General features: G+C 59.0%; 17 protein-coding genes. 7 read left to right on the top strand and 10 right to left on the bottom strand.

Going from position 1 to position 20,599, the window contains the following annotated elements:
• Positions 1–310: 310 nt before the first annotated feature.
• The gene (locus BLU46_RS06825) at positions 311–1,252 is read right to left on the bottom strand and encodes an IS110 family RNA-guided transposase (RefSeq protein ID WP_093200084.1); all 942 of its coding nucleotides are present in this window, start codon (positions 1,250–1,252) and stop codon (positions 311–313) included.
• 310 nt (positions 1,253–1,562) lie between these two features.
• On the bottom strand, positions 1,563–2,354 hold the full coding sequence (locus tag BLU46_RS06820; protein WP_017479951.1) for a crotonase/enoyl-CoA hydratase family protein: 792 nt from the start codon (positions 2,352–2,354) through the stop codon (positions 1,563–1,565).
• Between the two features lie 423 nt (positions 2,355–2,777).
• Between BLU46_RS06820 and BLU46_RS06810 the strand changes: the two genes are divergently transcribed.
• Entirely contained in the window at positions 2,778–4,451 is a 1,674-nt protein-coding gene (locus tag BLU46_RS06810) for a DEAD/DEAH box helicase (protein WP_003209050.1), read from the top strand.
• Between the two features lie 69 nt (positions 4,452–4,520).
• On the opposite strand, the gene BLU46_RS06805 is transcribed toward BLU46_RS06810, so the two are convergent.
• Complete coding sequence (locus BLU46_RS06805; RefSeq protein ID WP_017479952.1) at positions 4,521–5,288, bottom strand: DODA-type extradiol aromatic ring-opening family dioxygenase; 768 nt, start codon at positions 5,286–5,288, stop codon at positions 4,521–4,523.
• A 101-nt stretch (positions 5,289–5,389) separates the two neighbouring features.
• On the opposite strand from BLU46_RS06805, the gene BLU46_RS06800 reads away from it, so the two are divergent.
• Positions 5,390–6,046, top strand: coding sequence for a thiopurine S-methyltransferase (locus tag BLU46_RS06800; protein ID WP_093200081.1), 657 nt, complete (start codon positions 5,390–5,392; stop codon positions 6,044–6,046).
• Between the two features lie 52 nt (positions 6,047–6,098).
• Here the strand turns inward: BLU46_RS06800 and htpX are convergent, their stop codons facing one another.
• Together htpX and BLU46_RS06790 are read right to left on the bottom strand one after the other, a co-directional pair.
• Positions 6,099–6,986: a protease HtpX gene (gene htpX / locus BLU46_RS06795; protein WP_003209055.1), complete on the bottom strand. Its 888-nt coding sequence runs from the start codon at positions 6,984–6,986 to the stop codon at positions 6,099–6,101.
• Positions 6,987–7,300: 314 nt separating this feature from the next.
• Positions 7,301–8,512, bottom strand: a complete 1,212-nt coding sequence (locus tag BLU46_RS06790; protein WP_063032067.1) for a pyridoxal phosphate-dependent aminotransferase — start codon at positions 8,510–8,512, stop codon at positions 7,301–7,303.
• Positions 8,513–8,714: 202 nt separating this feature from the next.
• Between BLU46_RS06790 and msrB the strand changes: the two genes are divergently transcribed.
• From msrB to BLU46_RS06775, 3 genes are all read left to right on the top strand, one after another.
• Complete coding sequence (msrB, locus tag BLU46_RS06785; protein WP_010176145.1) at positions 8,715–9,107, top strand: peptide-methionine (R)-S-oxide reductase MsrB; 393 nt, start codon at positions 8,715–8,717, stop codon at positions 9,105–9,107.
• 132 nt (positions 9,108–9,239) lie between these two features.
• Entirely contained in the window at positions 9,240–9,725 is a 486-nt protein-coding gene (locus BLU46_RS06780) for a glutathione peroxidase (RefSeq protein ID WP_003209061.1), read from the top strand.
• Positions 9,722–10,174, top strand: a complete 453-nt coding sequence (locus BLU46_RS06775) for a MarR family winged helix-turn-helix transcriptional regulator (protein ID WP_093200079.1) — start codon at positions 9,722–9,724, stop codon at positions 10,172–10,174. The genes BLU46_RS06780 and BLU46_RS06775 overlap by 4 nt, the downstream gene beginning before the upstream one ends.
• Here the strand turns inward: BLU46_RS06775 and BLU46_RS06770 are convergent.
• Positions 10,158–12,467 carry a hybrid sensor histidine kinase/response regulator gene (locus BLU46_RS06770; protein ID WP_093200077.1) on the bottom strand — a complete coding sequence of 770 codons (2,310 nt, stop codon included), beginning with the start codon at positions 12,465–12,467 and terminating at the stop codon, positions 10,158–10,160. The genes BLU46_RS06775 and BLU46_RS06770 overlap by 17 nt on opposite strands.
• 167 nt (positions 12,468–12,634) lie before the next feature.
• On the opposite strand from BLU46_RS06770, the gene BLU46_RS06765 reads away from it, so the two are divergent.
• Together BLU46_RS06765 and BLU46_RS06760 are read left to right on the top strand one after the other, a co-directional pair.
• Positions 12,635–13,525, top strand: coding sequence for an ATP-binding protein (locus tag BLU46_RS06765; RefSeq protein WP_003209065.1), 891 nt, complete (start codon positions 12,635–12,637; stop codon positions 13,523–13,525).
• Positions 13,522–14,004 (top strand): GAF domain-containing protein, encoded by a 483-nt coding sequence (locus BLU46_RS06760; RefSeq protein WP_063032061.1) that lies wholly within the window; start codon positions 13,522–13,524, stop codon positions 14,002–14,004. The genes BLU46_RS06765 and BLU46_RS06760 overlap by 4 nt, the downstream gene beginning before the upstream one ends.
• Before the next feature lie 45 nt (positions 14,005–14,049).
• Here BLU46_RS06760 and BLU46_RS06755 read toward each other — a convergent pair whose 3' ends face one another.
• The 4 genes from BLU46_RS06755 to BLU46_RS06740 form a co-directional block, all read right to left on the bottom strand.
• Positions 14,050–17,682, bottom strand: a complete 3,633-nt coding sequence (locus BLU46_RS06755; RefSeq protein ID WP_063032059.1) for a transporter substrate-binding domain-containing protein — start codon at positions 17,680–17,682, stop codon at positions 14,050–14,052.
• A gap of 8 nt (positions 17,683–17,690) precedes the next feature.
• Positions 17,691–18,317, bottom strand: coding sequence for a response regulator transcription factor (locus BLU46_RS06750; protein ID WP_063032057.1), 627 nt, complete (start codon positions 18,315–18,317; stop codon positions 17,691–17,693).
• Between the two features lie 241 nt (positions 18,318–18,558).
• Positions 18,559–18,975, bottom strand: coding sequence for a response regulator (locus tag BLU46_RS06745; RefSeq protein WP_093200075.1), 417 nt, complete (start codon positions 18,973–18,975; stop codon positions 18,559–18,561).
• Between the two features lie 225 nt (positions 18,976–19,200).
• Positions 19,201–20,532 carry a deoxyguanosinetriphosphate triphosphohydrolase gene (locus BLU46_RS06740; protein ID WP_017479963.1) on the bottom strand — a complete coding sequence of 444 codons (1,332 nt, stop codon included), beginning with the start codon at positions 20,530–20,532 and terminating at the stop codon, positions 19,201–19,203.
• Between the last annotated feature and the right edge of the window lie 67 nt (positions 20,533–20,599).

Raw genomic sequence — 20,599 nt, 5'->3', positions numbered from 1 at the left:
CAGACAACTCGGTTTTTCAGATACACCTAGTTGATGCCATCGCAGGCAAGCCAGCTCCCACATTTGACCGTGCCCGCTTTAGATTTTGATTTGGCTTTTGCTCTTCAACACTCAAGCCGGCCGGGAGGCCGCTGTGCTCTTGCTTTTGATCTTGATTTTGATCTTAGGCGCCCCGTTAAACCACGCTGGCCGAACGCAGGCTTTGGAGCGTGGGTAACCCGGCAGGACGCCGGGTTAGCCGTCCTGGGCCAGGGATGGCCCATGACGGCGGCCCACGGTCCAAAGCCGGAGTGAGCAACCGTGTCGAATCTCAAGCCATTTCAGCGAAATGTTTTTGATCTCGGACCATCGCATTCAGGATCGTCAGCAGCTTTCTCATGCATGCAACCAGCGCCACTTTCTTCGTCTTCCCTGCAGCAAGCAGACGGTTGTAGAACCTCTCGATCACCGGGTTATGGCTCTTCGAGGACAAGACAGCCATGTAAAGCACACTTCGCACCTCAGCTCGACCACCCCATATCCGTCTACGTCCTTTGTACAGGCCGCTATCGCAGTTAAAAGGGGCCACACCAACCAATGCAGCCACTTGTTTGCGATTCACTTTGCCTAGCTCAGGAACCATCGCCAGCAGCGAAAGTGCGAGCACATTGCCAACACCTGAGACCTCGCGCAGCAAATCATAATTGGCCTTCCAGGCCGGCGAAGCTTTGATCGCTTCGTGCAAGTCATCGTCTGTACTTTTAAGACGCTTTTGAAGCCAGACGATATGTGCCTTGATATCCCGTCGAAGCGCCTTGAATACCGCCTGTTTCAGTCGAGACTCCTCCGCCACGATCATATCGATAAGCTGACGGCGTCTAGTCAGTAGATCTGCCAGTTCACGAGCGTGTTCATCTGGCATCTCCCGAATTTCGGGTTTGACCGCCTGAGCAAACTCCGCAATCACCTGGGCATCCAGAGCGTCGGTTTTAGCCAGCCGTCCGGTAGCCTTAGCGAAATCACGGACCTGACGGGGATTGACAACAACGACTGGTAATCCAGCAGCGCAAAGCTCGGCAGCGGCAAGCCGCTCATATCCGCCAGTTGCTTCCAGCACCACTAAAGCGGGCATCTGAGCCTTGAGATGCTTAGCTAAACGCTGGATATCTTCTGGAGTATTGAAAAACTGCTCGACTTGGCCAGTAGTGCTGACGAATGAGTCGAGCTTGTTTTTGGAAACATCAATTCCGACGAACGCAGAGTCATGGTCCATGGCGTTTTCCTCACGTCCAACCTTGCAGAATCGGGCTTTACGCCCAGGCAACCGTTCGGACTAGTTTAGAAAAGAACCTGCTTCGACCCATGCTCACTCACGATCTTGAAATCTGAGGGCACCACGGTCTGAAGCAGGTGAAAATAATCTTACAAGGGCACACCGAGCATTAGCGAGGTGCCGAGTGGTGGGGCAAGAGCGTTTTGCTTACTTTTGCGCTGTTCAAAAGTGAGCCGCTGTAAGAGCGGAACCCATAGTGGCCGTTACCTAAATAACGGATATGTACCCCGCCCCAAGCCCCCCTCCACAATCAACAGCCTTTAAAAACCCCAGGCCGCTTCTCGACCATCGCCCGTACACCTTCCTTGGCATCCTCACTGTTCAGCAATTTCTCCACCAAAACGGGCAACCCGGCCGCCGCCGCGGTCTCCCCCTCGATCCGTGCCTGGCGCGCCGACATCAGCGTGGCCTGCACCCCCAGCGGTGCCTGCTGTGCAATGCGATTCGCCAGCACCACCGCCCGAGGCAACAAATCCTCGCTGGCCATCACCTCCTGCACCAACCCCAACCGCAGCGCTTCATGGGCATCAAACTCATCCCCCGTAAGCAACCAGCGCATGGCATTCCCCCACCCCGCGATCTGATGAAAGCGCAACGTCGCGCCCCCAAAAGGAAAGATCCCACGCTGTACCTCCATCTGCGCAAAGCGGGTATTGCTGGCACACAGGTTGATATCCGCCGCCAGCATCAACTCGATACCAATGGTCAGGCAGTACCCCTGAGCCGCAACAATCACCGGCTTGCTGACCCGGGGCCCCGCGAAAACTCCCCACGGATCACAACCGCCCAACGGCGGTTGCCAGCCTTGTGCCATCGTTGGGCCGACATTGGCCAGGTCCAACCCAGCGGTAAAATGATCGCCATGCCCGAAGACAATGGCCACCCGCGCCTCCTCGTTGCGATCAAATTCGCCATACGCAAGGCTCAGCTCATTGAGCAATTCCAGGTCGAACGCATTGCGCTTGGCCACGCGATCCAGACCCAACAACAGGATATGACCCTGCTGTTCACGGCTGACGCGGCTGCTGCTGGCTTGGTTCATGGGGTGTGCCCTCGGGCGCAAAGGGAGGTTTCGGACCGAAGGGCCCGCTGTGAAAGGTGAAGCGTTTAAGCGTCATGACCAACAGGGCCGGGCCTTTGAAAAATAGACCCGCTCACCGCAATGCGCAAAGCCTTTGATGCAGAGCCGTTCACCTGTGTTTTCCGATAAAAAAAGCTCCCTTTTTCAGCGATTTCCGGTATAGTGCGCGCCGGCCTTTAACCGGGCCGCGTTTAGGTAGCGCAATTCCCCGAAGTCAGCTTCGGCTGCACGTCCGCATAGCGGACTCTTCCTTGACGAATCTTTTTCATTCATTCGTTTTCGCAAATCCCCGCCGACAAAGCAGCCAGGGCGACTCTTGAGTCTCAACACGGCATGCGCAGCTTTGGAGCATGGGTCTTTGCGGATGCACTTAGAGGCAGACCCATGACCCAGGAAACCGGCGGCTTCGCCGCTTTTAATCTTAACCCGAATATTCTTGCTGCCGTCATCGCGACTGGCTACGAAGAACCTTCGGCTATTCAGCAGCAATCGATCCCGATCATCATGGCCGGCCAAGACATGATTGGCCAAGCGCAAACCGGTACCGGTAAAACCGCCGCGTTCGCCCTGCCAATCCTGCACTGCATCGATCCTGCCAAGCGCGAGCCGCAAGCCCTGATCCTGGCGCCAACCCGTGAGTTGGCGCTGCAAGTAGCAACCGCTTTCGAAACCTACGCCAAGCAAATGCCGGGCGTTACCGTTGTGGCCGTTTACGGCGGCGCGCCTATGGGCCCACAACTGAAAGCAATCCGTAACGGCGCACAGATCGTTGTCGCCACTCCGGGCCGTCTGTGCGACCACCTGCGTCGCGACGAAAAAGTGCTGTCGACCGTGAACCACCTGGTTCTGGACGAAGCTGACGAAATGCTCAAGCTGGGCTTCATGGACGACTTGGAAGTCATCTTCAAGGCGCTGCCAGCAACCCGTCAGACCGTACTGTTCTCGGCTACCCTGCCACAGTCGATCCGTGCCATTGCCGAACGCCACCTGCGCGATCCGCAACACGTGAAGATCCAGACCAAGACTCAGACCGTTACCGCGATCGAACAGGCTCACCTGTTGGTTCACGCTGACCAGAAGACCTCGGCTGTATTGAGCCTGCTGGAAGTCGAAGACTTCGACGCCCTGATCATGTTCGTGCGCACCAAGCAAGCGACCCTGGACCTGGCCAGTGCCCTGGAAGCCAAAGGCTATAAAGCCGCTGCGCTGAACGGTGACATTGCCCAGAACCAACGTGAGCGTGTGATCGACTCCCTCAAGGATGGCCGTCTGGACATCGTTGTGGCGACCGACGTTGCCGCTCGTGGCCTCGACGTTCCACGTATCACTCACGTGTTCAACGTTGACATGCCTTACGATCCAGAGTCCTACGTTCACCGTATCGGCCGTACCGGCCGTGCCGGTCGCGAAGGTCGTGCATTGTTGCTGGTGACTCCACGTGAGCGCCGCATGCTGCAAGTGATCGAGCGTGTAACCGGTCAGAAAGTTGCCGAAGTCCGCCTGCCGGATGCCCAGGCTGTTCTCGATGCCCGCATCAAGAAACTGACCAACAGCCTGTCGCCGCTGGTGGCTGACGCTGAATCGACCCACGGCGACCTGCTGGACCGCCTGACTGCCGATATCGGTTGCACCCCGCGTGCCCTGGCTGCAGCCCTGCTGCGCAAGGCTACCAACGGTCAGGCCCTGACCCTGGCTGCGATCGAGAAAGAACGTCCACTGGTGCCGAACAACGCTCCGCGCGGTGATCGTCCAGAACGTACTGGCGACCGTCCAGACCGTGGTGATCGTGAGCGTCGTGCTCCGGTTCCATTGGCTGAAGGCCGTGCTCGCTGCCGTACCGCGCTGGGTGCGCGTGATGGTATTGCTGCCAAGAACCTGCTGGGCGCTATCCTCAACGAGGGTGGCCTGGCACGTGAAGCGATCGGTCGCATCCAGGTGCGTGACAGCTTCTCCCTGGTGGAGCTGCCGGAAGATGGGCTGGAGAAACTCCTGACCAAGCTGAAGGACACTCGCGTTGCCGGTAAGCAGTTGAAGCTGCGTCGCTACCGCGAAGATTGATCCGCCCTTGGGCTGATTGATCGAACATAAAAAATCCCCGACTGGTTCGGGGATTTTTTTTGCCTGCGATCAGGCGAAACGGTAGATGTCCATGCCCAGCGCGCCCATGGTAAAGCCTTGGTGAGCCGCGCTGAATTCACCGCCGGCGCCCCGGGCGAAATACAGCGGCAGCAAATGCTCATCGCTGGGGTGGCTGCGCACGGCATGGGGGGCCTGGCGACGATAGTCGTGCAGGGCGGCTTCATCGTTGGCCGCCAGCTTGCTGACCATCCAATCGCGAAAATCCCGGGCCCAGGGCTCGATGCTCTCGGGTCCGGCATGCCAGTCCAGTTCGCCGAGGTTGTGGGTAATGCTGCCGGAGCCGATCAGCAGCACGCCTTGTTCCCGCAGGCTCGCCAGTGCGTGGCCGACACGGGTTTGCAGGGCAGGGCCCATACGGCTTGGCAGCGATACCTGCACCACTGGAATATCGGCCGCCGGGTACATCAGCGACAGCGGGACCCAGGTGCCGTGGTCGAAGGGGCGCTGGTCATCAATCCGCGCCTCCAGGCCGTCAGCCTTGAGCAATTGGACAATCTCGGCGGCCAATGCCGGGTCACCGGGCGCCGGGTACTGTACGGCGAACAGTTCTCGCGGGAAGCCGCCGAAGTCGTGCCAGGTCTCGGGCGCGGCGCTGCCAGTCACGAGCAACCCCTGGCTTTCCCAGTGTGCCGAGACCACCACAATGGCCTTGGGGCGTGGCAACTCGGCTGCCAGGCGCTTGAGTGCCGGGCCGCTGGCACCGGGTTCCAGGGCAAGCATCGGTGAACCGTGGGAGATAAACAGGCTGGGGAGCATGATCGGGTCCTGAGGGTTAAGATGGGACCATCTTCAATCAGATCATTGATCTAAATCTAATATAAGTTTTAGCGCTATTTGATCAAGTTTTAGGGTGAATTATGGAGCCTGGATTTTGGCATGAGCGTTGGGCGCGCAATCAGACGGGCTTCCATCTGCCCGAGGTGAATCCTTACCTGCTGCGCCATTGGCCCGGCCTGGGCGTGGCGAACGGGGTGCAGGTGCTGGTGCCGTTGTGCGGCAAGAGCCTGGACCTGGTGTGGCTGGCGAGCGTCGGGCATCGGGTGATGGGGGTTGAACTGTCGGAAAAGGCCGTTGAAGAGTTTTTCAGCGAGCAGGAACTGACGCCACAAATTAGTCAGCGGGGTGCCTTCAAGGTCTTTCAGGCGGGCTCCATCGAACTCTGGTGTGGGGATTTCTTCGCGCTGGATGCTGGCGCAGTGGCTGATTGCCGGGCGCTTTACGACAGAGCGGCGTTGATTGCCCTGCCGCCGTTGATGCGGGAGCAGTATGCCGCGCACTTGAACGGGCTCCTGGCGGGAGGCAGCCGCGGCCTGTTGATCACCCTCGACTATGAACAGGCGCAGAAGGCAGGCCCGCCGTTTGCGGTCAGTGATGAGGAGGCGAGGCTGCTGCTTGGTGCGCATTGGGGCCTGGATGTACTCGAGGAGCAGGACATCCTGGGTGACAGCTGGAAGTTTGTTCAGGACGGCGTCACGCGCCTCGAAGAGCGGGTGTATCGGTTGGCCAAGGGCTGAATCGCACCCACAAAAAAAGGGGCGATCAAATCGCCCCTTCTTCTTGTCGCTGTCAGCCGCGACGACGCAGTGCGTCAATCCGCTCTTCCAGCGGTGGGTGGCTCATGAACAGGCGAGCCATGCCTTGCTTGATGCCACCGTTGATGCCAAAGGCCGTCAGGGTGTTCGGCATATGCACCGGCAAGCCCTGTTCGGAGCGCAGGTGCTGCAGGGCGCTGATCATGGCGCCGGTACCGGCCAGGCGAGCGCCGGCTTCGTCTGCGCGGAATTCCCGTTTACGCGAGAACCACATCACGATCGAGCTGGCGAGGAAGCCCAGCACCAATTCGGCGAAGATGGTCGCCACATAGTAGGCCATGCCCTGGCCTTGTTCGTTCTTGAAGATCACCTTGTCGACGAAGTTGCCGATGATCCGCGCAAAGAACATCACGAAGGTGTTCACCACGCCCTGGACCAGCGCCAGGGTGACCATGTCACCGTTGGCTACGTGGCCGATCTCGTGGGCGAGCACCGCCTTGATTTCATCCGGCGAGAACCGCTCCAGCAAACCCTGGCTGACGGCCACAAGGGCGTCGTTCTTGTTCCAGCCGGTGGCAAAGGCGTTGGCTTCATAGGCCGGGAAGATCCCGACTTCAGGCATCTTGATCCCGGCTTCGCGGGACAATTGCTCGACGGTTTGCAGCAGCCATTGCTCATGACGGGTACGTGGCTGGGTGATGATCTGGGTGCTGGTGCTCATCTTCGCCATCCACTTGGAGATGAACAGCGAGAAAATCGAACCGGCAAAACCAAAGACCGCACAGAAGATCAGCAGCTGATTGAGGTTCAGATCAACCCCGTTGGCCGCCATGATCCCATTGAAGCCGAAAAGGCTCAGCGTGATGCTGGCAATCAGCACGACCGCCAGGTTAGTGGCCAAGAACAGCAGAATGCGCATCATGGTTGTAGAATTCTCCTCATGCTAAATATGTCGCGTACTGCGGGGTATATAAGGTGCAGCATGGGGCTATTCAACCGAGGGACTATTTCAAACTGTGTCCTACAGCCTGAATGTAGAGCCTTGAAGGGAATTTCCGAGGCCTGAGGCGGCTCGGCTGTCTCGCTCCATTACCTTGCGGCCCTGTAATTATAGGGTGATGCCCGAACAAGGGTGGACCCGTTGAGTGTAAAAGGCGAAGGGGTCCGCGCAGGGCAGAGAAGTGTTGCCAGATAATCGCTGTACGACCTCAGTTGGGCCGTACAGCGCAATGTCCATTACTGGCGATAAGACTTCAGGAAGTTGCCGATGCGACCGATGGCCATCTCCAAGTCATCCACCCGCGGCAAGGTGACCACCCGGAAGTGATCCGGCCACGGCCAGTTGAACGCTGTGCCCTGGACCACCAGCAGCTTTTCCGACAGCAGCAGGTCGAGCACGAACTTCTCGTCATTGAGGATCGGGCAAACTTTCGGGTCGATCCGCGGGAAGGCATACAACGCGCCCATGGGCTTGACGCAGCTGACGCCCGGAATTGCGTTCAGCAGTTCCCAGGTGCGGTTGCGCTGCTCCAGCAGGCGGCCTTGTGGCAGCACCAGGTCGTTGATGCTCTGGTAGCCGCCCAACGCGGTTTGGATGGCGTGCTGGCTCGGCACGTTGGCACACAGGCGCATGTTGGCCAGCATGTCGATACCCTCAATGTAGCTCTGGGCATTGTGCTTGGGACCGGAAATCGCGATCCAGCCGGAACGGAAACCCGCCACCCGGTAGGACTTCGACAGGCCGTTGAAGGTCAGGCACAGCAGGTCCGGCGCCAGGGAGGCGGTGCAGATGTGCACGGCGTCGTCGTACAGAATCTTGTCGTAGATCTCGTCGGAGAACACCACCAGGTTGTGCTGGCGCGCCAGTTCGAGCATGCCCAGCAGCACTTCCTTGGAGTAGACGGCGCCGGTGGGGTTGTTCGGGTTGATGATCACCAGGGCCTTGGTGTTCGGCGTGATCTTGGCCTTGATGTCGGCCAGGTCCGGGAACCAGTCCGCGCCCTCGTCACACAGGTAATGCACCGGATGGCCACCGGCCAGGGTGACGGCGGCGGTCCACAGCGGGTAGTCGGGGGCGGGCACCAGCACTTCGTCGCCGTTGTTGAGCAGGGCCTGCATGGACATGACGATCAGCTCGGACACGCCATTGCCCAAATAGATGTCTTCGATGCCGACACCTTCAACCTGCTTCTGCTGGTAGTACTGCATGACGGCCTTGCGCGCGCTGAACAGGCCTTTGGAGTCGCTGTAGCCCTGGGCGGTCGGCAGGTTGCGGATCACGTCCTGGAGGATTTCGTCCGGCGCTTCGAAACCAAAGGGTGCCGGGTTGCCAATGTTCAGCTTGAGGATGCGATGGCCTTCCTCTTCCAGGCGTTTGGCGTGCTTGAGCACTGGGCCGCGAATGTCGTAGCAGACGTTGGCGAGCTTGTTCGATTTGCTGACCTGCATGGCGATGTGATCCTGAAAATGAACGATCCAGACGGTGTGAGGACTACCGTGCTGAGAATCCTGCGTTGGCCTGACCCATAAATACGTTTGAATGCCGGTAACGCGGGTGCCAGACTGGCGCTTTGAAGAGGCGCAATCATACGTGCCGCCTGATCCATGGAAAAGACACAGATCAGGCTTTTTCAGTTGCCGAGGTGTACCGATGGAAAAGTTGCAGAAAACCGTTGATGAATGGAAAGCCATGCTCGACCCGGAGCAGTACAACGTGTGCCGCCTCAAAGGCACCGAGCGACCGTTCAGCGGCAAGTACAACGGCACCAAGACCGACGGCGTTTACCACTGCATCTGCTGCAATGAGCCGCTGTTCGATTCCAGGGCCAAGTTTGACTCCGGCTGCGGCTGGCCCAGCTTCTACGAGCCGATTGCCGAGCAGGCAATGGTCGAGATTCGCGACATCAGCCACGGCATGATCCGTACTGAAGTCACCTGCGCCAAGTGCGATGCGCACCTGGGCCACGTGTTCCCGGACGGTCCGCCGCCGACCGGGTTGCGTTACTGTATCAATTCGGTGTGCCTGGACCTGGTGCCGCGCTAAACCGTCTATCTCCTGCGGGCCTTTGCGTCCGCAGGAGCCGTTATACCAAGGCATAAGCTCGAGCAATTAAATTGCACACAATTGAATTGCCTACTATCGTTCAGTTCTTCTCATTTCTTCCGAGGCACTGCCATGAGCGACAACCTGCTGAGCATCCCATGCACCACCATCAAGGGTGAGCAAAAGACCTTGGCCGATTTCGCCGGCAAGGCGATTCTTGTGGTCAACACTGCCAGCAAGTGCGGCTTCACCCCGCAATACAAAGGGCTTGAGGAACTCTGGCAGCATTACAAGGACCAGGGGCTGGTGGTGCTGGGCTTTCCCTGCAACCAGTTCGGCAAGCAGGAGCCCGGCAACGAGGGCGCCATTTCGGAATTTTGCGAACTGAACTTCGGTGTCAGTTTCCCGCTGTTCAAGAAGATCGACGTCAATGGCAGCGATGCTCACCCATTGTTCGTACAGCTTAAAAAGCAGGCCCCGGGTTTGCTGGGTTCCAAGGGCATCAAGTGGAACTTCACCAAGTTCCTGATCGGCCGCGACGGCCAGGTGGTCAAGCGTTTTGCCCCGACCACCAAGCCTCAGGACCTGACCCAAGAGATTGAAGCCCTGCTCAAATGACCGACCTGTCTTTGGCGCTTGACGACCAACTGTGCTTCAAGCTCTACGCCGCCTCCCGCGCGGTTACCCGGGCCTACAAGCCGATGCTCGATCAGTTGGGGCTGACCTACCCGCAATACCTGGTGATGCTGGTGTTGTGGGAATGGCAGGCTGTAGCGGTATCGCAGCCTACGGTCAAGGCCTTGGGCGAGCGCTTGATGCTGGATTCCGGCACGCTGACGCCGCTGCTCAAGCGCCTGGAGCAGCTGGCTCTGGTGCGGCGTCAGCGCAGTGCGCAGGATGAGCGTGAAGTGCACCTGAGCCTGACCGATGAAGGTCGACACTTGCGTGATCAGGTACAGCCGCTGAAGGCCCGCCTGTTGTGTGACAGCGGGGTTGACCTGAACCAGGCCGATGCCTTGCGTGACGGCCTGGATCAGCTGTTGCGACAGATCAAAGACTTGTCGTAGTCGGCACCCACAGGTCGAGCAACGCCTTGAGTTCTTCCCGGCGAAACGGCTTGGCCAGGTAGTCATTCATGCCTGCCGCCCGGCAGCGCTCACGCTCCTCGGACATGGCGTTGGCCGTCAGCGCGACAATCGGCAGGTCCGGCCAGCGCCCGCTGCGACGGATTTGCCGGCTGGCCTCATAGCCATCCATCACCGGCATATTGCAGTCCATCAACACCATGTCGAAGCTTTGTTCTTCCAGCAGCTTGAGGGCTTCTCCACCGTGGGCGGCGACGATCACCTCGCAGCCGAGCTTGCCGAGCATACCCTTGGCCACCAGTTGATTGACCGGATTGTCTTCCACCAGCAGGACGCGTGCCCGGTGAGCGAGTGGGCCGGTTTCCAGCTGGATCAGGTCAAGCACCACGTCCGGATCGATGCGCAGGTTGCGTTGCAGAATCTGATACAGCGCCGTGCGGCTCAGGGGCCGGGCTTGTTGTTGCAACGGCGCCAGGGCCGCGACTTCTTCGCTGGGCATGAAGTTGCCGTAGGCGGTCACCACCAGGATCGGAGCGGTGATCGACGGGCGCAGGCGAAACAGGCATTCGGGGCAGTCGGTGATCAACAGGTCAGGGTTCTGCCCACTCAAGTCATCGTCAATGGAGTAGCAGCGCGGCGTCAGCCCCCAACTCGGCAGCAGGCTATTGAGCAGTTCCGCCAGGCCGCTACTGCTGCTGGTGATCGCGATCACGTCCCCAGCCAGCGGCGCCAGGCGCACAGCCGGTAAATGTGTCGGCAGTGGCAGGTCGGCGCAGAACTGGCTGCCAAAGCCGGCCTCGGAGCTGATGCTCAGGCGGCCCTTCATGGCCTCGCACAGGTTGTGGGTCAGCGCCAGGCCCAGCCCGGTGCCGCCAAACTGGCGAGTGATGCCCGCACCGGCTTGGGTGAACGGCTGAAAGATTTTGACCTGAGCATCCTGCGCAATCCCGATACCGGTGTCGCACACCTCGATTTTGACCCGGCCGGCCTGGGCGCTGAGGCGCACGTCCACCCGGCCAAAGCGCGTGAACTTCAGGGCGTTGGAGAGCAAATTGCTGACGATCTGCCGTACCCGCGTCGGGTCGCCCAGCACTTGGGCGGGAAACTGCGGGTCGATCAGGCACGTCAGCTCCACGCTGGGTGCGGCGTTTTGCGAGAGCAGGTTGGCGGTGTCTTCCACCAGCGAGCCAAGGTCGAACGGGATGCTTTCCAGTTCCAGTTGGCCGGCGTCGAACTTGGACAGGTCGAGGATATCGTTGAGTAACTCCACCAGTACTTTGCCCGAGTCATGGGCGATCGACAGTTGCTGACGTTGCTCGGCATTCAGCGGGCTGTCGAGGGAGAGGGCGATCATCCCCAGCAGGCCGTTGAGCGGCGTACGGATTTCATGGCTCATGTTGGCGAGGAACGCCGCCCGTGCCTGGGCCATGGACAGGGCCGTCATCTTCGCCGCTTCCAGTTCGTCGTTCGACAGCGTCAGTCGATGATTGATGGCCTTGAGTTCGGTGGTGCGCGCAGAAACGATGTCTTCCAGTTGCCCGAGGTATTCAGTCAGGCGGTTTTCGGCGTGTCGGCGTTGCTGGATCTCAGTCTCCATGTTTTCAAACTGCTGGTTGGCAACGTTGACCAGTACGCCGATCTCGTCGTGCTCGTGCCCCGGTGGGCAGTCCAGGCGCTCGTGCTTGCGTGAGCTCAGCTCGCGGATGATGCGCACCAGCGGCTTGGTCAGCATCACGTAGAACAGCGCCAACAGAATGCCGGTGAGGATCAGACTGCGGGCAAAGCCGTTGAGCAGGGTAATCTCGGCGCGGCGCAGGAAGCGGCTGCCGAACGCGTAGGTGTCGACGTCCAGGCGCAATACGCCAAGGGCGTCATTGGGCATATGAGTGAGGTACAGCCGGTCTTCGAATTGGCGGTTGGCGCCAAACAGGAAGTCGCTGATGGGACGGTAGCTGCTTTCCTTGCGCGCGCGCTGGACATCGGCCAGGACCAAACCGTTGTTGTCGATCAGTTGGGCGCGGGTGATGGCAGGGGAGTGCAACAGCCCCAGGGTCAGCTCCTGGGCCAGTTCGGCGTCGATGTTATAGGCGATGCGTGAAGCCGGGTTATGGCTGATTTCAATCAGCGCACGTATTTCCCGGTTGATGGAAGCGTCTTCGCTGGCATAATCAATCCCAATCTGTATCAGGCTGAGCAAGGTTCCCAAGACGAATCCGACCAGCACTGTCAGTCTGGCTTGTTTATAAGACAAGCGGTGGGCGAACTTGATATCCATCGGGTGCTGTACCACTTTACGTTTCCTTTCGCCCGGCAAGCATAGCTGAACATCCACAGGCTCAAACTTGCCCGGCATGAATCGATTTTATTCGGTGCAGCCCTGCACGGTATGCCCCAGGGTTGCCAATACGCCATCTTTTACAAGAACTTGCCAGAGGAATAGTCGTGGATTCTCGATTGAATGCCTTTCTTGAGCGTGCCGACGCGGTACTGGCTCGCCTGGAGCCCTTGTTACCCGCGCCACGCGAGGCCGTTGACTGGAACCATTGCCTGGCTGCCCGCTGGCAGCGCGAAGGTCGCAGCGGCTTTTTATTGCCGCTGGAAGTCAGCCTGGACATGCGCCTGTCCGACTTGATCGGCGTGGATAAACAGCGCGAACAATTGGCCCGCAACACCCAGCAGTTTCTCGACGGCCTGCCGGCCAACCATGCGTTGCTCTGGGGTTCGCGCGGCACCGGTAAATCGTCCATGGTGCGCGCCTTGCTGGCCCAGCATGCCAAGGCCGGTTTGCGCCTGATCGAGATCGAGCGCGATCACCTGGCGGACCTGCCGCGAGTGGTCGAGCAACTGATCAAATTGCCACAGCGCTTTGTGTTGTTCTGCGATGACCTGTCCTTCGAAGCCGGCGAGAGCGATTACCGGGTGCTCAAGAGTGTACTCGACGGTTCCCTGGAGCAGGCGCCGGAAAACGTCCTGTTGTATGCCACTTCCAACCGTCGTCACCTGGTGCCCGAGAACCAGAGCGATAACGAAAACTGGAAAACGATAGACGGCGAACTGCATCCGAACGAAGCGGTGGAGGACAAGATTGCCCTGTCTGACCGTTTTGGTTTGTGGCTGTCGTTCTACCCGTTCAATCAGGAGCACTTCCTGGATGTGGTCGAGCACTGGATCGGTGAGTTGGCGAGCAAGGCCGGTTTGCAGTGGCAGCGCGATGAAGAGCTGGACATCCTCGCGGTGCGCTGGGCGACCGGACGTGGCAATCGCAACGGCCGTTGCGCCTATCAGTTCGCCCGCTATTGGGTGGGCCTCAAGTTGTTGGAGCGTCAACCATGATCGATTTGCAACAGTCCGGAGTCGGCCTTGATGGCTACGCCATGCTTCATGCACAGCTGGAATCGCTGTTGGCGGATGAGCGGGATTTCATCGCCAATGCGGCGCAGTTTTCGGCGTTTCTATTCAACCAGCTGGATGACTTGAACTGGGCGGGCTTCTACCTCAACCGCAATGAAGAGTTGGTGCTCGGGCCTTTCCAGGGGCAGATCGCCTGTGTGCGCATTCCGTTTGGTCGCGGTGTGTGCGGTGCGGCAGCGGCCTCGCGGCAAACCCAGCGGGTGGAAGACGTGCATGCATTCCCGGGGCATATCGCCTGTGACAGCGCGTCCAACAGCGAGCTGGTGGTTCCGCTGGTCAAGGACGGGCGCTTGATTGGTGTGCTGGACCTGGACAGCCCGTCGCTGTCGCGGTTTACCCCGCAGGATCAGGCCGGCATCGAGCAGTTGGCGGCGATTTTCCTGCGGTTGACCGATTGCTGATGGACTGAGTCTTTTTGTAGGAGCGAGCAAGCTCGCTCCTACAAATTACCGACGGTCGAGCACGTCCAGTTGCATCTGCAGCATCCTTTCCAGTTCAAGCATGGATTTCTCCATCGCCTTGATACCCACCTCGATAACGTGCTGATTCTCGCCTTGGCCACAGGCCTGCTCCAGCGCCTCGCATTGTCCGGCCAGGATGTCCGCCTGGATGATCCGTGCGGCGCCCTTGATCTTGTGAGCCTGCTCGATCAGGTCCTGGGGGGCCGCTTGTTGCGCCAGCAGGACCATCAGTTCGGCTCGATCATGCCGGCTGCTGCTGAGTAACTCTTCAAGCAGGCGCTGGCTCAACTGAGGGTCGCCGCCTGTCATCGCGTCCAGGCTTTGAAGGGTGAACACGCTGCGCATGGGCAGCGGGCAGACTTGTGCCAGTTGCTGTTCCAGCGCGGTGAGGCTGATGGGTTTGAACAGGCAGTCATTCATGCCCGCGTCGAAGCAACGTTGTTTCTCCTCGGGTTGGGCGTTGGCGGTAAAACCGAGTATCACACAGGGCGTTTTTTGCTCACGCTGCTCATACTCGCGGATGGAATGACTCAACTCGTAGCCGTTCATGATCGGCATATTGCAATCGGCAATGACCAGGTCGAAGTGTTCCTCGCGCCATGCCTGGAACCCCGCAGCGCCATGATGGGCCGCGGTGAACTGATGCCCCAGGAACCCCAGTTGCTGGCACATGAGCAAGCGGTTGGCAGGATGGTCATCCACCACCAGCACATTGAGTACCGGTGCCGGCGTGGTCGCGGCAGGCTCCAGTTTATCTACCGCCTTGACCGGCTGCAGGCTGGTCATCTTCAGGCTGACGTGCACCTGGGTGCCCACCATGGGCACGCTGCTCAGGCTCAATTGCCCGCCCATCATGGCGCATAGGCTGCGACAGATCACCAGGCCCAGGCCGGCGCCGCTCCTGGCCAGGTGCCCGGAGTTGTCGGCTTGGGCAAAAGGTTCGAACAGGCGTAACTGGTCTTCGCGATTGATCCCGATGCCGGTGTCCTCCACCACCAGTTTCATCTCGATTTGTTGAGGTTGCCCGGTCGCCTTCAATTGCACCTTGATCTTCACCTGGCCGCGTTCAGTGAATTTGATCGCATTGCTCACCAGGTTCGACAGCACCTGCTTGAACCGCAACGGATCGATCAGTACGTCGGTGTCGCCGGCATCGGGTGTGAACTCCAGCACCAGGCTCAGGGTTTTCTGGCGCGCCAGGCCGTCGAACACACGGACCACCGACTCGATCACCTCGCGCAGGTTGACCCGCTCCGGCGCCAGGCTCAGGCGGCCGGATTCGATGCGTGCGATGTCCAGAATGTCGCCGATGAGCTCCAGCAGGTCCTTGGCCGAGTTGTAGGCGACCTCAATGGCGGGGCGATCGAGGTGCCCCTGGTCGGCGCGCTTGAGTGTCAACTCGAGCATGCCGATGACGGCGTTCATCGGTGTGCGGATTTCGTGGCTCATGGTGGCCAGGAACGTGCTTTTCGCACGGTTGGCTTCGTCGGCACGCTCCTTGGCGGCGCGAAGTTCATCGAACAACTGGCGCCGTTCGCTGATATCGATCCAGCCGCCAATGATGCCCTGGACCTCGCCCATGGAGTCGCGGTACGGGAGAATCCAGTGGTAGATCGTGAGTTTTTTCCCATGGACATGCAGGGTGCGATCAAGGATCAGTGGTTTGCCCTCGGCCACTACCCGCTGATAGTCGGCATGGTATTGGGCCGACTCCGTCTCTAGCGCCATGCTCATCTGGGTGATGCTCTTGCCGATGACGTCTTCACGCTTGACGTCGAACGTCTGCAGGTAGCTGTCATTGCAGGTTTGCAGAAAGCCGTTGTGGTCGCGTACGTAGATCGGATGGGGCGTTTCATTGACCAGCGCCCGCATGAACTCGAACTGGTCGTTCAGGGCGCGCTCGGCCAGTTTTCGATGCTTGATCTGGCGCTGCAGGTAGCCGTTCCAGGCCAGGGAAATCAACAGCAGCAGACCGGTGCCGATGATGATCTGTGCAATCAGGCGGTGGTAATTGCGCCAGTAGCCATCGGACGCCGCGTTGTAGCCGCGCCAGCGGCTGTTGATCGCCGCCATCTCATCCGGGGCGATACTCAGCAGCGCCTTGTCCAGAATCGAACTCAGCTCCGTGGCATCACGGGACGTCGCCAGGGCAAAGGTCGCGGGCAACGTGCCGATGCTGGAGCTGATCTGCAATTTGTCCTGGAATGCCGGAGAAGAAAGTAGATAGTTGGCGATCACCAAGGGGTTCACCGCGCCGTCCACCTGCCCTTGTGCCAACAATTCCGATGCTTTGAAGGTATCCCCGGTTTCCACCAGGTTTATCTGCGCAAACGCCTGTTGCAGGAATTTTTCCAGCTGATTGCCCTGGGTAATCGCCAGGCGCTTGCCGGCCATTTGTTCTAGGCTTGTGGGCGCGCCCGGCTCTTTGCGGGTCAGCAATACATAGGAGTTTTCCAGGTAGGGGCGGCTGAAGTTCAACCGGGACTCGCGGCCGGTGCTGGGGGTAATTGCGCCGATGATGTCGGCTGCGCCGGTTTGCACCAGTTCAATCATGTTGGCGACGTTACGCTCGTGTTGAATCTTGAAGCGCAGGCCGGTTCGCAGGCGGATCAGCTCCAGCAGATCGGCTGTGACACCCCGGAAGTTGCCGTCGGTATCGAAGAATGTCAGGGGCGCAAGGGTTTCATTGACCACCACCTTCACCACCGGGTGATTCTTGAGCCAGCGCTCTTCACGCAGGGTCAGTTGCAGCTTGCGGTCGGTCAGGAGAATGTCGCTGCCCGCACTCCAGCGCTTGGCGATGCTGTCGCGTTCATAGGTTGATATGCCATCGAGCACTGAATCGATGATGCTCAGGAGAATGGGTTGATCCTTGCGCAAGGCGAAGCTGAATCCGTGGGCCTCGTGCTTGCCGAAGTTGGCCATGCGGATATTTTTCAGGTAGCCCTTGTTGATCATGTAATGAGTGGAAATGGTATCGCCCAGGAATACATCAGCCTGGTCGAATGCCACCGCGTTCAAGGCATTTTGATAGGACGGGTAGGCGTGGATGGTCGCCTTTGGATACAGCGCCTGCACTTCGTCCATGGGCAGGTAGTGGTAGACAAGGCTCAGGCGCAAGCCCGCCAGGCCGTCGCCAAGGTTACGGTTTTCACCTTCACGGGTGACCAGTACCGGCTGATCCACCGCGTAGGGCAATGACAGGGCGATGTCGGGATTCGCCGCTTCAAAGCCGTTGGCGGACCCCAGAAAGTCGATATCACCGTTTTGCAGTGCCTGGATCGCGGCTTCCCGGGTGGAGTAGCGCAATACCTTCAGCGGTATTGCCAGCGTCCTGGCCACCAGGCCGGCGTAATCGGCGGTCAACCCTTCATAATCCCGCCCGCTGGAGGTGATGTCGAAGGGCGGGTAGTCTGGCGCTGACGTGCCCAGTATCAGTTCCCGTTTGTTCTGCAGCCACTGGCGTTGTGTCTTGTTCAGTGATGTGTCCAGTTGAACGGCACCGGCGCGCCCCAGCAGCGCGTATTGCTCGGGAGCCGTTTGTTCGGCAGGCACGGCAGTGCTGAGGCACACCCCGATACTCAATATGATTAGATAGTCCTTTAAACGCCTGGGCATCCGATTTCTCACACTAGCGCGTTACGTTTTGCCATCTCGATAAGTTCTACCAAGGATTTGGCTTTTAGTTTTTGCATGAGTCTTTTTTTGTAGGTGCTGACAGTCTTGTTACTGAGAAACATGCCCTTGGCTATTTCCTTGTTCGTCCGGCCTTGTGCGAAAAGTTGCAATACCATGAGTTCGCGATCATTGACGACTTTGAAAAGTTCGAGCTCTTCATTGCAATCTGTTTCACTAGTGCTGCCATTAAGGGCTTGGCTCGGAAAGTAGTTGTAACCTGACAAGACTGCCCTGATGGCACTCAGTAGCTCACTTAAGTCACCTTCCTTGCAGACATATCCGTCGGCGCCGGAGCGCATGCACCGTGTGGCGAACAGCTTCGGGGTCTGGGCGGTGAGTATCAACGTCTTGGTCGGCGTGCTCATTGAGTTGAATCGGCACAATACTTCCAAGCCGTCGAGTTTAGGAATACCGATATCAAGGATGATCAGGTCCGGCTGGCACTCCTTGACCATTTGTATGGCGTCACAACCATTGTCGGCTTCTCCAACTACTTTATAACCTTCATGTTCCAACAACATTCGAATGGCAAGTCGTATAACAGGGTGGTCGTCGATAATAAAAACTGAGTTCATGATCATATTCCATACAGGCGCAAATAAAGTCGGCACATTAGCTCACATGGCAATGCAGGAGGATGAGCTTGATGTGGAACAAACGTAAAACAAGAATATTCCTACATCAAAAAAAGCAACGGATTACGCTCTGTCGGGTATTTGTTGTTCGGGTGTAAGAATTTTGCGTGAGTGGAATTTAAAAATAAGTGCCCGTGGCGGAGCAGCGTTATAACGAAGAGTTTTCGAAGTGGGCGGGCGTTTAACTTCCTACTTTCCTGTTGAGCGGGGAGGGGCGCGATTGGCGTATGAGTTCGCTCAGCTCAAAGTGGTTCAGCGGCTTCGACAAGTAGCCAAGTAACGGAAAGTTGCGCTCGTGTGCCTGGGCGTTGAGGTTTTGCAGTTCGTTCACGGGCAGGCCGCTGAGCAATATCGCGGACTTTATAAAGCCTCTGCGGTTGGCGATTTCAATCAACTCCAGCCCGGGCAGGTCCGGCAAACATTGATCACACAGCAGAATATCGAATGGCCTGTCGGTTTCTGTCATCAGGCGCATTGCCTGCTCGGCGTTCTCAGCCAGGGCCAGGTTTTGGTAGCCGTAGTTTCGCAACAGGCACTGGGTGGCCAGCAATTGAAAGGGGTGATCCTCCACCAACAGGATACGAAGTTGTTCGAGCATGGGTTTTTCCATGAAATGGCCAAGTGCCCTGAAGACGCTCCGCCAGGGCGTGTAGTTAGAAGGTAATGGGCCCGCCAGCGATGGGGCGCAGAAATGTGTCGAAAGACTGCGGTTTGGGCGCGCGATTATTCATCGCGGCGGGGAGGAACTTCGATCAGGCCGCTCTGTTCCGTGCGTAGGGCGATTCTTTGAAAAGCAGCCCTGGCCATAAGCCAGGGCGCTGCTTCATTGCGGGCTGGAGCGCCCGGTCATTTCTCGGGCCATCTCACTGGCGTAGCTGTCGGTCATGCCGGCAATGAAGTCGATCATGCGCAGGAAGGAGGCGTGCAATGACCACGACGGGTCCGGGGCGCTATTGCCCAGCAGGTCGAGGATGCGCCGGTTCTTGAACGACGGGGTGCGACCGCCATGCTGTTCCAGGGCCGCGCCGCAGAAGGCGTTCAAGAGGATTTCCAGGGTGGTGTAGGCGCCGATTTCATGCAGGGTCTTGCGCTTGTCCTGGAAGATCTTCTTGCGCGCCATGTCCTTGGCATCCAGTACGCAACGCTTGGCGGGGCCGTGCATATGTTCCACCAGGTCCCCCGGCAGGGTGCCGGCCAGCAACGCTTCCTGTTGTTCGACGAACGCCCGGGCCGCAGCGTTGGTCAGGTGTTCGATGGCCTTGCCCCGCAGAATCGCCAGTTTGCGTCGCCGGGAATCCTGCGGGCCGAGCTGCCGGTAGGTTTGCGGTAAATCATCGCCCACCAGGTCCAGCAGCAGGGACTCGACCTCGGCGTATTCCAGCAGCTCCATTTCCAGTCCGTCTTCGAGGTCGATCAACGCGTAGCAGATATCGTCGGCCGCCTCCATCAGGTACACCAACGGATGCCGGGCCCAGCGCTGTTCTTCCAGTTGCGGCAAGCCGAGCTTCTGGGCGATCTGCTCAAGAATCGGCAGCTCGCTCTGGTAGCAGCCGAACTTGTGTTTCTTGTAGCCCAGTGAGTCGGCGTGGCGCGCGGTCCAGGGGTATTTCAGGTAGGTACCCAAGGTGGCGTAGGTCAGCCGGGTGCCGCCGTCGAACTGGTGGTATTCCAACTGCGTCAGTACCCGGAAGCCCTGGGCATTGCCTTCGAAATTCAGGAAGTCATTGCGTTCGGCGCTGGTCATGTCATCCAGCCAGCCACGCCCCGACGCCTGCTGGAACCAGTGCCGGATCGCGTCCTCGCCGGAGTGACCAAAGGGCGGATTGCCGATGTCGTGGGCCAGGCAGGCCGACTGCACCACCATGCCCAGGTCGCTCGGGTCACACCAGTCGGGCAGGGCGCTGCGGAGGGTCTCGCCCACACGCATGCCCAGGGACCGTCCCACGCAGCTGACTTCCAGGGAATGGGTCAGCCGCGTATGGATGTGATCGTTGCTGGTCACCGGATGCACTTGGGTCTTGCGGCCCAGGCGGCGAAATGCGCCGGAGAAGATGATGCGGTCATGGTCTTTGTGAAACGGGCTGCGGCCCAGCTCTTCGGGACTGTGCAGCGGTTTTCCAAGGCGTTCGCGGGTAAGCAGGGTGGGCCAATCCAAGGCGGGTACTCTCCGTGCGGTGAATGACGCCTCCCAGCTTCCCGGTTCAGCCGGGCCTTCGCAAGCG

Source organism: Pseudomonas yamanorum, assembly GCF_900105735.1.
GTDB lineage: Bacteria > Pseudomonadota > Gammaproteobacteria > Pseudomonadales > Pseudomonadaceae > Aquipseudomonas > Aquipseudomonas yamanorum.
Note: the sequence above shows the minus strand (reverse complement) of the source record. Positions and strands in the feature narration are given on the sequence as shown.